We start from the raw sequence: 14,188 nt of genomic DNA, 5'->3' as shown, positions 1-14,188 counted from the left end.
GCCCCTTGGCCCAGATGTTCATACATCTTTGCACCCCCTTCAGTTATGGACTCACCCGGACCCAGAATGCGGGCGGAAGGTTTCCAAACTGCTAAAGGCGGATTTTTCGGAAAATTGTCTGGGTCTAGCGCCGATCACCCAGTGACAGCGTCATATCCCGCAGCCATTGCACAAAGCCGCGCGGATTGTCGGCCCAACTGGTGATTTCGGACCGGTCGATGATCGGACCGATCACCGGCGCCTGCGGCTTGTTCAGCGCATAGGCGACTTCGTGCAACAACAACCCCTGCCGCAGGGTCGGCGACACCCGGTTGGCGATCTGATACCAGCGCGAATTGCTGCCGGGGAAATAGACCGGCACCACGCGGGCGCCTGAACGCTGGATCATCTTGGCGGTGAACGGGTTCCACTCGGCCTCGATCGCCGGGCCGAACATCGAGCGCGACGACGCCACCACGCCAGACGGGAACAGCACGATCGCGCCGCCGATTTTCAGGTGATCCATCGCCCGCTTGCGCATTTCCAGACTGCGCTTTTGGGCGTTATCTTCATGGCTGAACGGCACGGGGATCATGAAATGGTCGATTTCCTGCACCCCGGTCAGGATCGAGCGCACCAGAATCTGATAGTCTTCGCGCACCCGGCCCAAAAGTTCGGCCAGAACCATTCCGTCAACCAATCCGTGCGGGTGGTTGGCCACCACGATCAGCGGCCCGGTCTTGGGGATGTGCGACAATTGTTCGGTCGGGGTCTGAACCTCGATCCCCATGATATCCAGCGCCTGTTTCCAGAACGGCTGACCGTGGGGGGCGCCCATGGCCTCGAACCGGCGGATCAGGCGCAGCAGGGTGACCTTGCCGGTCATCCACTCCATCGCGCGGATGACGTTTACCTTAAACGGGTTGTTGAACGTGTTCGCATAGGACAGGCGGCGCTTATCATACGGCGCGTCATCGGGCGCGGGCGCATCCAAGGGCTTGTGCAAATGTCCATCCATCTGGCGTCGGTTCCTGTGGGCGATGCCTCAGAACGGCTCGCCGAACTTGTTTGCGACCAACGCCGTCAACGCGTCAAGCAGGGCATCCGCCTCGGGGCCGCTGGTTTCGACCTCAATAGAGGTTCCTTTCGAAGCCGCCAACATCAAAAGCCCCATGATCGAATCACCGGCGGCGCTTAGCCCATCGCGGCTGACATCGGCCTGCGCGTCGAATTCTTCAACCGTTTCGACGAATTTCGCCGAGGCACGGGCATGCAGGCCCTTTTCGTTCACGATATTCAGGATGCGCGTTTTCATCGGACCTTACTGACCTGCGGGCCCGTCGAAACTGTTGATGTATTTGCGCCCGGCCAGCGCTGCGGAATTCACCGCCTCTTCCACGTCCATGCGACGGGATTTGGCCAGCTTGATCAGCATCGGCAGATTGGCGCCGTATAAAATCTTGCGATTTGAACGGTCACAGGCCCGGATGCTAAGGTTTGACGGCGAGCCGCCGAACATATCGGTCACGACCACCACGCCCGAGCCATCATCGACCTCGTCGGCAGCGGCCAGAATTTCGGCCTGTTTCAAGGCGCGGTCATGTTCCGGTTCGATCGAGATCGCACGGATTCCATCCTGCTTGCCGACGACATGTTCGACCGCCGCCAGGTATTCCCGGGCCAATCCGCCATGTGCAACAATTACGATACCGATCAACCGGTGATCCCCGTCTTAAACACGCCCAGGCCCTGAGCCTGCCGCTCAATTTCTCGATGCCTTTTAGACACGCGCCAACCGCTCTCTGCAAGCGCCTGTGACAGTTTTTCGGCCAATGTGACAGAACGGTGTTGCCCGCCGGTGCACCCGAACGCAATCGACAGGTGAGATTTGCCCTCGGACACATAGGCCGGCAGCAAAAGTTCCGTCAAAGATCGCACCTTTTCAAAGAATTCCTCGAAACGCGGGTCGGACATCACATAGGCCGCGACCTCGGGCGATTGCCCGTTCAAACCGCGCAATTCCGGCTGCCAATAGGGGTTTTGCAGGAACCGGCAGTCGAAAACCATGTCCGCCGAGCGCGGAATACCGCGTTTGTAGGAAAAGGAATGCACCGAAATCGCCAGCCGCTGCCCGTCGGTTTCGCTGAACAGGCGACTCAGTTCGGCTTTCAGGTCGTGCTGAGTCATATCCGAGGTGTCGATCAGGATATTCGCCAGCGCCCGAATCGGCAGCAACAGGTCCTGTTCCCGCGCCACCCCCGCTTCGGGGCTTTCGGCCGGGGCCAGCGGGTGACGCCGCCGGGTTTCGGAAAACCGGCGCAACAGGATGTCGGACCGGCAATCCAGATACAGCACTTCGGCCTGAATATTCGGGTTCGCCTGCAACGCCGTCACCAGATCGGCCAGCGCCCCGGCGGAAAAATCGCGGTTGCGCGGATCGACCCCCAACGCCAGCGACGCCCCATGCGGTGGGCCATCCAACAGGCGCGGGATCAGCGACAGCGGCAGGTTGTCGATTGCCTCGTATCCAAGATCCTCAAGCGTATGCAGCGCCGTCGACCGCCCGGCTCCCGAAGGCCCGGTCACCAGCACCAGCCGCTGTTGATTGTCCTGACGTGTCACCATAGTCATGCGCGTCTCCCACCCTTGAGATATTGCAGGATAGCCGCAGGGAAATGCGGGAACACGCTATTGTGCACGACGGGCACCTCCTGCCCCAATAGTTGGGTCTTGCGATCGGGTGGCAGGCGGTCGGTTTCGGTCTGGTCCAGATCGACCACCAGAACCACCGGCACCGCAGCACAGGTATCAGCCGCCAACAGGCCAACGCCGCGCGCTTCGATCATACCGCGAATGCTGTCCGGCGCCGAGGCGACCGGCACCCCGTCCTGCACCCGCAGAACCGTGCCATCATCCGATACCAATTGCGCGCCCAGCGCCATCAGTTGCAACGCCAGCCCCGATTTCCCGGACCCGGACGCACCGATGATCAGAACACCGCGCCCGGCAAGGGCGACGCAGCTGGCATGAAGATGCAGGCTATCAGACATCAGCGCGCCTCGTGGGTCAGATCAGACCGGCAAACCGACGACAAAGCGCGCCCCCAATGGTTCCGAGGTGATATCGGCATCGGTCGGACGGATGTTTTCCGCCCAGATGACGCCGCCATGCGCCTCGACGATCTGTTTTGAAATCGCCAGCCCCAGACCCGAGTGATCGCCAAACTGACCGGCCGGACGTTCGGAATAGAACCGGTTGAAAATCTTGTTCAGCGCCTGTTCGGGAATGCCGGGGCCGGTGTCTTCGAACACGACCAGCACCCGGTTTTCGCGGGTGCGCGCCCAGATCCGCACGGCGTCACCTTCTTCACAGAAGGACACGGCGTTGGTGATCAGGTTGACGAAAACCTGCGCGATGCGGGCCTCAAGCCCGTGAATGATGATCGGCTCATCCGGCAGGTCCGAGATGAAATCCACGCCCTTCTTGCGCGCATCGGCGCCCAGATGTTCGGCCAGATTTTCAAGCAACTTCAACAGGTTGAAGCTTTCTTCCTCTTCCTTGACCAGTTCGCTGTCCAGACGCGAGGCGTTGGAAATGTCGCTGACCAGACGGTCCAGCCGGCGCACGTCGTGTTCGATCACTTCCAGCAATTTCTGCCGCTGATCGTCGCGCTTGGCCACATGCAGGGTGCCCACCGCTGAGCGTAACGAGGCCAGCGGGTTCTTGATCTCATGCGCCACGTCGGCGGCGAATTGTTCGTTGGCATCAATCCGGTCATACAGCGCCGCCAGCATCCCGCGCAGCGCGCCGGACAGGCGCCCGATTTCGTCGGGGCGGGCGGTCAGATCTGGGATGCGCACCCGGTTTGGGCTGATCTTGCGGGCGTTCTTGTCGCGGCCGATCTCGGCGGCGGCGGCCAGATCGGCCAGCGGGTTCGCAAAGGTATTGGCCAGCAACAGCGACAGGCCGATCGACACCAGACTGGCCAGCACGAAAATGCGCAGCACCTGTTCCCGTTCCGAGCGGATCAGCACGTCGATCTCGCCCGCGACCGAGGTCAGAACCACCGCGCCGAACACCTGATCGCCGCGGCTGATCGGGGTCGAGACGGTGAAAATCGTATTGCCATCGCGGTCAATCGTGGTTTGCGAGGCGCTTTGCCCCGACGCGGCAGTGGCCACCATGCTGCGGGCAAGGATCGCCGGGTCCGGATCGCCGGTCGAGCGATTGCCCTGATGCATCAGCGCCGACATGCCATCCCAGAGGAAATTCAGAATATCGGTGATGACCGTCAACCCGCCTTCGGGCATCGGCGCGGGCTGGCGCGACAGGCCGACCGTCGAGGCCACAAGCGCGCTGTTCTTGTCAAAAACGAACACTTCGACGCCCGAGGCAATATCCAGCGCCGCCAGCGTTTCAGCCGCGTTGATGCCGTCGCCTGCTATCAGGCTGACCGGACCATTCGCGGGCAATTGCACCTCGAACACATCGGCGATCAGGCTGGCCTGAGTGGCGAAGGCATGTTCGCGCTGTTGCACCAGACTGTCGCGGCCGGGGTTCAGATACAGAACTCCCGCCACCAGCACGATCAGCCCCAGCAGGTTGAACACGATGATCTTGCGGGCCAGCGGTGACCGTTTCAACGACACGAACCCGCGCTTACGACGGCGCGCACGAATTTCTGTGTCGCCCGTTGCAGGGGCAACCCAGTCTTCGCCGATCAGGACCATTCCGTCCCCTGATGCTTTGGTATCGCGCAAAATCACCCCCTGGGCGTGCGTCGGTGCCGGTTTTATTCTTCGTTATAGCGATAGCCGATCCCGTACAGCGTCTCGATCGCGGCAAAGTCCGGGTCCGACTGGCGCATCTTCTTGCGCAGGCGCTTGATGTGGCTGTCGATGGTGCGGTCATCGACATAGACCTGATCGTCATAGGCGACATCCATCAGCTGATCGCGGCTTTTGACAAAGCCGGGACGCTGGGCAAGGGCTTGCAACAACAGGAATTCCGTCACGGTCAGGGACACGTCGCTGCCCTTCCACGTCACGGCATGGCGCAGCGGGTCCATCGACAGTTCGCCGCGGACCATCACCTTGCTTTCTTCGGGTTCTTCGGTCGCATCCGAGGAAATCGCCTCTTGCCGGCGCAGCAGCGCCCGGATGCGTTCGACCAGAAGCCGTTGAGAAAACGGCTTTTTCACATAGTCATCCGCGCCCATGCGCAGACCGAGAACCTCGTCAATCTCATCATCTTTCGAGGTCAGGAAAATGACCGGCATCGTGGTCTTTTGCCGCAAGCGTTGCAGCAGATCCATGCCGTCCATCCGCGGCATCTTGATGTCCAGAACGGCCATATCGGGGAGGCGTTTGTTGAACGCGTCCAACGCCGACTGACCGTCATTATACGTTTCGACCTCGAAACCCTCTGCCTCAAGGGTCATGGAAACCGAAGTCAGGATATTCCTGTCGTCATCAACGAGCGCAATCCGTGACATTGTGGTTTTACCTTTGTGCTGCTCTGTGCCTGTTTTTTGCCACATTTTTCCCTTTTCGCCCTTCGGAATCAACTCTTAACTGCGAATCACCTGGCTACCCTTGCCCCAGCAGACCCGAAAAAAGGTTACACATTGCTAATATGCACCACTTTTGCGGTGGGCCGGCTTTTCGGTTGCGCTAACCTTGGCCAGTTTGCGCTAACCTTTGCCCACTAGCTGTTCCCTCTGGAAATGAGCGTGATATACGAGCGCACCCGCACCCTTTTCGTTTCATCGCGTGCGGCCGCGGCAGCCAGCGCTGCCATCTCATGGATCAATCGGACCGCCCAGAGGCGGACGGCGTCAGGAGCAAGCATATGTCAACTGGACGGGTGAACCCCAATCAGCGGCTTGAGGATCAAGGCATCACCGGGCTGGGCCAGGTTTATTACAACCTCATGGAGCCCGCACTGGTCGAAGAAGCGCTGAAGCGCGATGAGGGGACGCTGGGCAATGGCGGGGCTCTGCTGGTCGAGACCGGCGAACATACCGGCCGTTCGCCCAAGGATAAATTCGTTGTTCGCACGCCGTCGGTCGAAGATTCGATCTGGTGGGAAAACAACAAGCCGATGGACCCGGACGCGTTCGATCGTCTGCACGCCGATATGCTGGAGCATATGAAAGGCCGCGACTATTTCGTTCAGGATCTTTACGGCGGCGCCGACCCCGAACATCGCCTTGACGTGCGCGTCGTGGCCGAACTGGCCTGGCATGGCCTGTTCATCCGCCACCTGCTGCGCCGTCCGTCGCGTGACGAGTTGAACAGCTTTGTCCCCGAGTTCACCATCATCAACTGCCCGACCTTCAAGGCCGACCCCGAACGCCACGGTTGCCGCAGCGAAACGGTGATCGCCCTGAACTTCGACAAGAAGCTGATCCTGATCGGCAACACCGAATACGCGGGCGAGAACAAGAAATCGGTCTTTACCCTGCTGAACTATATCCTGCCGGGCAAAGGCGTGATGGCGATGCATTGTTCGGCCAACCACGCGATCGGCAACCCTGTCGACACCGCCGTGTTCTTTGGCCTGTCGGGCACCGGCAAGACCACCCTGTCGGCCGACCCGTCGCGCACCCTGATCGGTGACGACGAACATGGCTGGTCGGACAAGGGCACCTTCAACTTTGAAGGTGGCTGTTATGCCAAGACCATCAGCCTCAGCGCCGAAGCCGAGCCGGAAATCTTCGCCACCACCACCAAGTTCGCGACAGTGATCGAAAACATGGTGTTCGACGAAGAAACCAAGGAACTGGATTTCGAAGACGACAGCCTGACCGCCAACATGCGTTGCGCCTATCCGCTGGAGTATATCTCGAACGCCTCGGACACCGCGCTGGGTGGCCATCCGAAGAACATCATCATGCTGACCTGCGATGCTTACGGCGTTCTGCCGCCGATCGCGCGTCTGACCCCGGCACAGGCGATGTATCACTTCCTTTCGGGCTTTACCTCCAAGGTGGCCGGCACCGAAAAAGGCGTGACCGAGCCCGAGCCGACCTTCTCGACCTGCTTTGGCGCACCGTTCATGCCGCGTCGTCCCGAAGCTTATGGCAACCTGCTGCGCGACAAGATCGCCAAGCACGGCGCGACCTGCTGGCTGGTGAACACCGGCTGGACCGGCGGCGCCTATGGCACCGGTTCGCGGATGCCGATCAAGGCCACCCGCGCCCTGCTGACCGCCGCTCTGGACGGGTCGCTGAACGACGCCGAATTCCGCAAAGACGCGAACTTTGGCTTCGAGGTTCCGGTTGCCCTGAACGGTGTCGACAGCGCCCTGCTGGAACCGCGCCAGACCTGGGCCGACAAGGATGCCTATGACGCGCAAGCGCAGAAACTGGTCAACATGTTCGCCGAGAACTTTGCCCAGTATGTGCCCTATATCGACGAAGACGTGAAAGCCGCCGCAATCGGCTAACGCCTTGGTCATTCCAAGCCAAAGCGCCCCGGTTCATCGCCGGGGCGTTTTGCGTTTCAGGGAATGCTATGCCCATGGATCGAGCAGTCTTTCGGCGGCCAGATGCCATTTGGGACATATTCCTTCAAAATCCATATGCGCGTTGTATTTTTGTTGCGCTGCACCTGCAAAGACCCTATTCCGTGCCGGACTGCTAAAAAAGGAGCCGACTCATGTCCAAACAGGCCATTTTGCCCGATCTTCTGACGCTCACCGGCGCGGCGATTGCCCCGGTCGAAGCTCTGCTTGAAAAAGCCACCGCCAACGTGCGCGAAATGGTCTCGGTTGATGGCCGCGTTTCGGCTGACGCGCTGGAACAGCACCAATATGCGGCGCATTCTCTGTCGTGGCTGGCCACCTATGTTGAATCGCTGCGCCAGATGCAGAACTGGGCCGAGCGCATCAAAGCCGATGGCAAATTCGGTGAGATGGAGCAACTGATCCACCAGATCGCCTTTGGCGAATACCTGTGGCAGATTCAGGGCGGCATCCACATGAGCCAGAACGAGATCGCCCGGCCGCTGGACATGGGCCTTGCCCCGCAAGACATCGGCGCGATGATGACGGTGCCCGAGGTGATGACCCTGATCACCAGCGGCAACACCGAAACCGCCCGCACCCGCCTTGTCGCCCTGATGCGCGACAACGCCGGTCACGCCACCTTTGGCGCGACGGGTCTGGACGAAGATCTGGAAATGATCCGCGAACAGTTCCGCCGCTATGCTGATGACCGCGTGGTGCCGAACGCCCACGAATGGCACCTCAAGGACGAACTGATCCCGATGGAAATCATCGAGGAACTGGGCGAAATGGGCGTGTTCGGCCTGACCATCCCCGAGGAATTCGGCGGTCTGGGCCTGTCCAAGGCGTCGATGGTGGTGGTGTCCGAGGAACTGTCGCGCGGCTATATCGGCGTTGGCTCGCTTGGCACCCGCTCGGAAATCGCGGCCGAGCTGATTCTGGCTGGCGGCACCGACGAGCAAAAGGAAAACTGGCTGCCGAAACTGGCCTCGGCCGAGATCCTGCCGACCGCCGTGTTCACCGAACCCAACACCGGCTCGGACCTTGGCAGCCTGCGCACCCGCGCCGTCAAGGACGAGAACGGCGACTATGTCGTCACCGGCAACAAGACATGGATCACCCATGCCGCGCGCACCCATGTGATGACGCTGCTGGCCCGCACCGATCCCAACACCAGCGATCACCGCGGCCTGTCGATGTTTCTGGCCGAGAAAACCCCCGGCACCGTCGACGAACCCTTCCCGACCCCCGGCATGACCGGCGGCGAGATCGAGGTTCTGGGCTATCGCGGCATGAAGGAATACGAGCTGGGCTTTGACGGCTTCAAGGTCAAGGGCGAGAACCTGCTTGGCGGGGTCGAAGGTCAGGGCTTTAAGCAGCTGATGAAAACCTTCGAAGCCGCGCGCATTCAAACCGCCGCCCGCGCCATTGGCGTCGCTCAGAACGCGCTTGAGGTCGGGATGCAATATGCCGAGGACCGCAAGCAGTTCGGCAAGGCGCTGATCAACTTCCCGCGCGTATCGGGCAAGCTGGCGATGATGGCGGTTGAAATCATGATCTCCCGTCAGCTAACCTATTTCTCGGCTTGGGAAAAAGACCACGACCGCCGCTGCGATCTTGAGGCCGGTATGGCCAAACTTCTGGGCGCCCGCGTCGCATGGGCCAACGCCGATAACGCGCTGCAAATCCACGGCGGCAACGGCTTTGCGCTGGAGTATCAGATCAGCCGCATCCTGTGCGATGCCCGCATTCTGAACATCTTTGAAGGCGCCGCCGAAATTCAGGCTCAGGTCATCGCCCGCCGTCTGCTGGGCTGATCCGCCGGTCCCAGACCACCTATTAGGCCCGCCGCAGGATCGGCGGGCCTTTTTCGTGGCGGCAGGGAAAATCCCCTTGCAAACCCGGTGCCGAGGTCCACTTCATCTAAACAGATCAGTTCAGAAAGGCGTCCGATGACCACCGTTCTTCTTACCGGCATTTCTGGTTTCGTCGCCAAGCGCATCGCGTTTGATCTGCTTGAAGACGGCTATACGGTCAAAGGCTCGTTACGCTCACTGGCCCGCGCGGATGAGGTGCGCCGCGCCATCACCCCCAAACTGACCGACCCGGCGGCAATCGACCGGCTAAGCTTTACCAAGCTCGACCTGACCTCGGATGACGGTTGGGACGCGGCCATGGCAGGCGTCGATGCGGTGATCCACACGGCCTCGCCGTTTCCGCTTGGCACGCCCAAGGATGAATCGGTGGTGATCAAACCGGCGGTGGACGGCACACTGCGCGCCCTGACAGCCGCGCAAAAGGCCGGAGTCACCCGCGTGGTGCTGACCGCCTCGATGGAAAGCGTCATGCATGGCGCCACCTCTGATCCGATCAGCGAAACCGACTTTTCCAACCCCGATGCCGCGACCTGTTCGGCCTATACCCGCTCGAAAATCTTTGCCGAGCGCGCCGCCTGGGATTTCGTCGCCCAGCGCCCCGAGATGCAACTGACCGTCATCAATCCCGGCATGGTCTGCGGCACCCCGATGGATGGCCATTACGGCACCTCGATCAATGTGGTGAAACGGCTGTTCTCGGGCAAAGACCCGATGCTGCCGGACATGTCGCTGCCGTATGTCGATATCGAAAACGTCTCGCAGATGCATGTCCGCGCCCTGTCGCGGCCCGAAACCATTGGCAAACGCTATGTCGCCGCTGCCTCGTTCGAGACAATGGCCGATCTGGGTGCATCGCTGGCCGCCGAATTCCCCGAACGCGGCGTTGCCACCAAGGTCGCCCCGAACTGGCTGATCCGGCTGCTGGGGCTGTTCGATCGTCAGATCAAGCAGACGACCAAGTGGCTGGGCTGGCACCCGACCCTGACCAACGGCGCCGCGCAAGCCGATCTGGGCATCAGCTTTACCCCCGCGCACGAGGCGGTTCTGCGCTCGGCCCGGTTCCTTGCCTCGGAAGGTTAGTCCGGCACTGCCGCCGCCAGCATCCGGCTGATCCGCGCGTGGCTTTCCCCGCTTTCGGCGGCCCATTGATTGAACGCGGCCTGCACCTTGGCCTGCGCCGATTTCGATGTGGCCGCGCCGTCGATCACCCCGGCCATGTTCAGCGCCGCGACCACCGATTTGGTCAGGATGAAATTCTCCAATCCCAGTGACCGCAACGCATATTGCCCGGTCACCCCGCCCAGCCGCGCACCGCGGGCTTTCAACAGCGCGAACAGGCCGATCGTATCCTCCAGCGGCCAGTTGCCCAAACAGGCCGCCGCCGAGCCATGCTCGCGCGCCAAATCCGACAGGAACACCACATTGTCGCGCACGGTCAGGATCTTTTGCGCATTGCGCACGATCCGGGTGTCGCGCAGATGCGCGTCCAGATCCTCGTCCGACATCATCGCGTTGCGACCAATGTCAAAGCCGTGGAACGCCTCTTCGAACCCCGGCCATTTATTCTCGATCACGGTCCAGTTGAACCCGGCCTGAAACACCCGCTTGGTGAAATCGGCCAGAATGCGGTCATCGCTTTGGTCCGCCATCCGGATCGCGGGCGGCACCGGCATCACTGCCTCCAACCCGTCCTCGCCCTTGCGGGCCACGGCCATTTCACGCAACTCGGCATAGGTTTTCATCGTCAATCCTCCCTCTGGCGGGCCAGCAAATCCACCAGCCGCGCCCGCGCCTCGGGCAAGGGCCGATCCCCCAACGCCGGCGCCAGCCAATGTTTCAAAAAATGCCCGGTCGTGGTCAGCCCGTCCACAATTTCCTCGGCCACCACCGGCCCCTGCCCCAACAGGCACGGCGGCAAAGGCAGCAGGCGGTCGGCCCATTCCCCTGCGGCCTCGGCACTGACCGCGCGCCCGGTGCGGGGCGAGACATAGGCCAGATCGTCGCGGCTGCCGGTCACCGCACAGCGGCTCAGGTCCAGCCCAAACCCCAAATCCTCAAGCAACGCCATTTCCCAGCGCAGATAGGCCAGCGGCCACGCATCGGCATGCTCCAACAAATCCAGCATGGTTTGCGAGCGCTGATACAGGCCCGGATGCGGCTCGCGCTCGGGCAACGCAAAAGACAACAGCGCCGTCACCGCATTCAGCCCCGCCAATGCCAGCCGGTCCGACATCACCTGCGCGGCGCGCCCGCGCACCGGTTCAACGGTGAATGTGCCCAGATGATCGTCCAGCCGCGCCCGCCACGTCAGGTCCAGCTGCGCGCCCGGTTGCAGGATCGGCGCCACCTTGCGGCTGACCCCGCCGCGCACCACGCCCAGATGCCGGCCATGCTGCGGCGTGAACACCTCGATGATCGCCGAGGTCTCGCCATGCTTGCGCACCGCCAGCAAAGCCCCCTGATCACGCCATTCCATCCCGGCCCCCTTTTTCTTGGCGCACATACTCCCGCCGGAGGCCAGAAAGTCACGAAAGTCCCGGCTCGTCCAGTAGGTGCCGCCCGGCGCGGTCCTCGACCTCGATCACCCAGAGGTCGGGATCAAAGCTGCGTTGCTTGGCGATCGAGGCATCGACCCCCGCCTCGTCGCCCTCGGCCAGAACCACCCATTGCCGCGCGCCGGTCATCAGATCGAAACTGCGCTGCCACAGCCTGGCCTGCCCATCCAGCGTGTTCAGCTTGACCAGAACCGCTCCGGCAGTGGCGTCACCCTTTGCGGTGACAAAGGCCGGAATATCCGCCAGCCGCAGCCGGGTCAGATAGGCCTGAACCCAGAAATCCGAGGTCAGCCGTGGCACGGCACGGCCTGCCAGATCACGCGGCCCCGGCGTCCGGCGTCATTCATTGCCATCTTTGAAATCCAGCCCCATCTCGGAATAGCGCTCGGAATCTTCCAGCCAGTTCGGCCGCACTTTGACCTGCAGGAACAGGTGCACCCGGCGGCCAAGGAATTCTTCCAGCTCCTCGCGCGCGGCTTTCGAGACGGATTTGATCGTCTCGCCCTTATGGCCCAGCAGAATGCCTTTGTGGCCATCGCGGATCACATAAATTACCTGATCGATCCGGGTCGAGCCATCCTTGCGGTCTTCCCATTTCTCGGTCTCGACGGTCAGTTGATAGGGCAATTCCTGATGCAGCCGCAGCGTCAGCTTTTCGCGGGTCATCTCGGCCGCGATCATCCGCATCGGCAGATCGGCGATCTGGTCCTCGGGGTACAGCCACGGCCCGGCCGGAACAGTTTCGGCCAGCCAATCGCGCAAGGCTTCGACGCCGTGACCGCGCTCGGCCGAGATCATGAAGGTCTTGGCGAACGGATAGGCTTCGTTCATGCGCTGAGACAGGGCCAGCAGGTCTTCGGCCTTGACCCGGTCGATCTTGTTGATCGCCAGAGCCACGATCTGATCCGGGGTGATCCGCTCGCGTAGGGTGTCCAGAATGGCGGTCACGCCGTCAGTCATGCCGCGATGTGCCTCGATCAGCAGCACCACGATTTCGGCATCCGCAGCCCCGCCCCAAGCCGCCGCCACCATGGCGCGGTCCAGACGGCGGCGCGGGCGGAACAGGCCCGGCGTATCGACGAAAACAATCTGCGAGTCGCCACGCATGCAGACACCGCGAATACGGGCGCGCGTGGTCTGGACCTTATGCGTCACGATCGACACCTTGGCCCCGACCATCCGGTTCAGCAGGGTCGATTTCCCGGCATTGGGTTCGCCGATCAGGGCGACAAAGCCCGCACGAGTCTCAGCCATTTCCGGCCTCCAGTTTGTCAATCAGCGCCTGAGCTGCGGCCTGTTCGGCCTTACGTTTCGATCCGGCGCGGGCAATGGCCTGTTCACCGGTTTGCAGACGGGCTGCGATTGTGAATTCCGGGGCATGATCCGGCCCCGAGCGCGCCAGTTCGATATACGAGGGCGGTTGCTGCCCCCGGCCCTGCGCCCATTCCTGAAGCGCGGTTTTCGGGTCGCGGGCGTCGGCCTCGACCGAATGGATCCGGTCGCCCCACAGCCGCAGCACCAAGCCGCGCGCCACGTCGAACCCGGCATCCAGATAGACCGCCGCCAGAACCGCCTCAAGCCCATCGCCCAGCAGCGCCTGTTTCCGGCGTCCGCCCGACAGCATCTCGGACCGACCCAACCGCAGAACCGCGCCCAGATCAATCTCTTGCGCGACTTCGGCGCAGGTTTCCTTGCGCACCAGGGCGTTGAACCGGGGCGCGACCTGACCTTCGCTGGCTTGCTTGTCAGCCGCCAACAGCGCCTCGGCCATCACCAGCCCCAGAACCCGGTCACCCAGAAATTCCAGCCGCTGATTGTCAGGCCGCGTGGTGGACGAGATTGAGCTATGCGTGACCGCGCGCATCAACAGCTCGGGCCGCTCGAAGTCGTGCCCCAGCCGCGCGCAAAACGCCGAGAGTTCCTTGGACAGTTTCACTCGACCGCCTTGAGGAACCGATCAGGACGCCATGTCCAGAAATAGAACAGCGACCGCCCCGCCGACGAGAACATGATCCGGTCGGCGCGACCGATCAGATAGTCGGCAGGCAGATAGCCAACACCGCCGCTGACCAGCGCAAAGCGGCTGTCCTGACTGTTGTCGCGGTTGTCGCCCATAAAGAAATAATGCCCCTCGGGGACCGCGAACACCTCGGTATTGTCGGCAAAGCCACGGTTGCCGATGTCAAGAATGCTATGCGTGACGCCATTCGGCAGGGTCTCGGTATAGCGCTGTTTCTCGCATTCGCCGCCCTCGCCCACCGGGGCGTT

General features: G+C 61.9%; 16 protein-coding genes. 3 read left to right on the top strand and 13 right to left on the bottom strand.

Annotated elements, in window-relative coordinates; all coding sequences use genetic code 11:
* Window positions 1–124: 124 nt before the first annotated feature.
* From ABYW26_RS02660 to ABYW26_RS02630, 7 genes are all read right to left on the bottom strand, one after another.
* Window positions 125–997 (bottom strand): lysophospholipid acyltransferase family protein, encoded by an 873-nt coding sequence (locus tag ABYW26_RS02660; RefSeq protein WP_372603206.1) that lies wholly within the window; start codon window positions 995–997, stop codon window positions 125–127.
* Between the two features lie 27 nt (window positions 998–1,024).
* Window positions 1,025–1,294, bottom strand: coding sequence for an HPr family phosphocarrier protein (locus tag ABYW26_RS02655; protein ID WP_372603204.1), 270 nt, complete (start codon window positions 1,292–1,294; stop codon window positions 1,025–1,027).
* 6 nt (window positions 1,295–1,300) lie between these two features.
* Window positions 1,301–1,696, bottom strand: a complete 396-nt coding sequence (locus ABYW26_RS02650) for a PTS sugar transporter subunit IIA (protein ID WP_372603203.1) — start codon at window positions 1,694–1,696, stop codon at window positions 1,301–1,303.
* Complete coding sequence (rapZ, locus tag ABYW26_RS02645; protein ID WP_372603207.1) at window positions 1,693–2,601, bottom strand: RNase adapter RapZ; 909 nt, start codon at window positions 2,599–2,601, stop codon at window positions 1,693–1,695. The genes ABYW26_RS02650 and rapZ overlap by 4 nt, the downstream gene beginning before the upstream one ends.
* A gap of 5 nt (window positions 2,602–2,606) precedes the next feature.
* Window positions 2,607–3,029, bottom strand: coding sequence for an HPr kinase/phosphorylase (locus ABYW26_RS02640; protein ID WP_372603202.1), 423 nt, complete (start codon window positions 3,027–3,029; stop codon window positions 2,607–2,609).
* A 21-nt stretch (window positions 3,030–3,050) separates the two neighbouring features.
* Entirely contained in the window at window positions 3,051–4,709 is a 1,659-nt protein-coding gene (locus ABYW26_RS02635; RefSeq protein ID WP_372603200.1) for a sensor N-terminal transmembrane domain-containing protein, read from the bottom strand.
* Window positions 4,710–4,771: 62 nt separating this feature from the next.
* The gene (locus ABYW26_RS02630) at window positions 4,772–5,473 is read right to left on the bottom strand and encodes a response regulator transcription factor (RefSeq protein ID WP_372603199.1); all 702 of its coding nucleotides are present in this window, start codon (window positions 5,471–5,473) and stop codon (window positions 4,772–4,774) included.
* Window positions 5,474–5,829: 356 nt separating this feature from the next.
* On the opposite strand from ABYW26_RS02630, the gene ABYW26_RS02625 reads away from it, so the two are divergent.
* The 3 genes from ABYW26_RS02625 (at window position 5,830) to ABYW26_RS02615 (ending at window position 10,445) form a co-directional block, all read left to right on the top strand.
* Window positions 5,830–7,428, top strand: a complete 1,599-nt coding sequence (locus ABYW26_RS02625; RefSeq protein WP_372603198.1) for a phosphoenolpyruvate carboxykinase — start codon at window positions 5,830–5,832, stop codon at window positions 7,426–7,428.
* A gap of 212 nt (window positions 7,429–7,640) precedes the next feature.
* On the top strand, window positions 7,641–9,305 hold the full coding sequence (locus ABYW26_RS02620; RefSeq protein WP_372603197.1) for an acyl-CoA dehydrogenase family protein: 1,665 nt from the start codon (window positions 7,641–7,643) through the stop codon (window positions 9,303–9,305).
* A gap of 135 nt (window positions 9,306–9,440) precedes the next feature.
* On the top strand, window positions 9,441–10,445 hold the full coding sequence (locus ABYW26_RS02615; RefSeq protein WP_372603196.1) for an NAD-dependent epimerase/dehydratase family protein: 1,005 nt from the start codon (window positions 9,441–9,443) through the stop codon (window positions 10,443–10,445).
* Here ABYW26_RS02615 and ABYW26_RS02610 read toward each other — a convergent pair.
* The 6 genes from ABYW26_RS02610 to lepB all read right to left on the bottom strand — a co-directional run.
* The gene (locus ABYW26_RS02610) at window positions 10,442–11,107 is read right to left on the bottom strand and encodes a DNA-3-methyladenine glycosylase I (protein ID WP_372603195.1); all 666 of its coding nucleotides are present in this window, start codon (window positions 11,105–11,107) and stop codon (window positions 10,442–10,444) included. The two genes, ABYW26_RS02615 and ABYW26_RS02610, sit on opposite strands and share 4 nt — an antisense overlap.
* A gap of 2 nt (window positions 11,108–11,109) precedes the next feature.
* On the bottom strand, window positions 11,110–11,841 hold the full coding sequence (gene recO, locus ABYW26_RS02605) for a DNA repair protein RecO (protein ID WP_372603194.1): 732 nt from the start codon (window positions 11,839–11,841) through the stop codon (window positions 11,110–11,112).
* A gap of 49 nt (window positions 11,842–11,890) precedes the next feature.
* On the bottom strand, window positions 11,891–12,220 hold the full coding sequence (locus ABYW26_RS02600) for a DUF1491 family protein (RefSeq protein WP_372603193.1): 330 nt from the start codon (window positions 12,218–12,220) through the stop codon (window positions 11,891–11,893).
* 39 nt (window positions 12,221–12,259) lie between these two features.
* The gene (era, locus tag ABYW26_RS02595; protein WP_372603192.1) at window positions 12,260–13,174 is read right to left on the bottom strand and encodes a GTPase Era; all 915 of its coding nucleotides are present in this window, start codon (window positions 13,172–13,174) and stop codon (window positions 12,260–12,262) included.
* Window positions 13,167–13,856: a ribonuclease III gene (gene rnc / locus ABYW26_RS02590; RefSeq protein ID WP_372603191.1), complete on the bottom strand. Its 690-nt coding sequence runs from the start codon at window positions 13,854–13,856 to the stop codon at window positions 13,167–13,169. The genes era and rnc overlap by 8 nt, the downstream gene beginning before the upstream one ends.
* Window positions 13,853–14,188 (bottom strand): signal peptidase I (gene lepB / locus ABYW26_RS02585; protein WP_372603190.1); only part of this gene is annotated, 336 nt, incomplete at its 5' end. The genes rnc and lepB, both read right to left, overlap by 4 nt.

This window comes from Actibacterium sp. (assembly GCF_041584535.1).
In the GTDB taxonomy this organism is placed as follows: domain Bacteria; phylum Pseudomonadota; class Alphaproteobacteria; order Rhodobacterales; family Rhodobacteraceae; genus Actibacterium_D.
This window is presented reverse-complemented; position numbering and strand designations above follow the sequence as displayed.

Bases quoted from the DNA above. Each gene is read 5' to 3' on its own strand.
- ABYW26_RS02610 (WP_372603195.1), bottom strand. From the start codon at position 11,107: ATGAAAACCTATGCCGAGTTGCGTGAAATGGCCGTGGCCCGCAAGGGC.
- ABYW26_RS02630 (WP_372603199.1), bottom strand. From the start codon at position 5,473: ATGTCACGGATTGCGCTCGTTGATGACGACAGGAATATCCTGACTTCG.
- ABYW26_RS02660 (WP_372603206.1), bottom strand. From the start codon at position 997: ATGGATGGACATTTGCACAAGCCCTTGGATGCGCCCGCGCCCGATGAC.
- ABYW26_RS02625 (WP_372603198.1), top strand. From the start codon at position 5,830: ATGTCAACTGGACGGGTGAACCCCAATCAGCGGCTTGAGGATCAAGGC.
- ABYW26_RS02615 (WP_372603196.1), top strand. From the start codon at position 9,441: ATGACCACCGTTCTTCTTACCGGCATTTCTGGTTTCGTCGCCAAGCGC.
- ABYW26_RS02620 (WP_372603197.1), top strand. From the start codon at position 7,641: ATGTCCAAACAGGCCATTTTGCCCGATCTTCTGACGCTCACCGGCGCG.
- recO (WP_372603194.1), bottom strand. From the start codon at position 11,841: ATGGAATGGCGTGATCAGGGGGCTTTGCTGGCGGTGCGCAAGCATGGC.
- ABYW26_RS02640 (WP_372603202.1), bottom strand. From the start codon at position 3,029: ATGTCTGATAGCCTGCATCTTCATGCCAGCTGCGTCGCCCTTGCCGGG.
- ABYW26_RS02655 (WP_372603204.1), bottom strand. From the start codon at position 1,294: ATGAAAACGCGCATCCTGAATATCGTGAACGAAAAGGGCCTGCATGCC.
- era (WP_372603192.1), bottom strand. From the start codon at position 13,174: ATGGCTGAGACTCGTGCGGGCTTTGTCGCCCTGATCGGCGAACCCAAT.
- ABYW26_RS02635 (WP_372603200.1), bottom strand. From the start codon at position 4,709: ATGGTCCTGATCGGCGAAGACTGGGTTGCCCCTGCAACGGGCGACACA.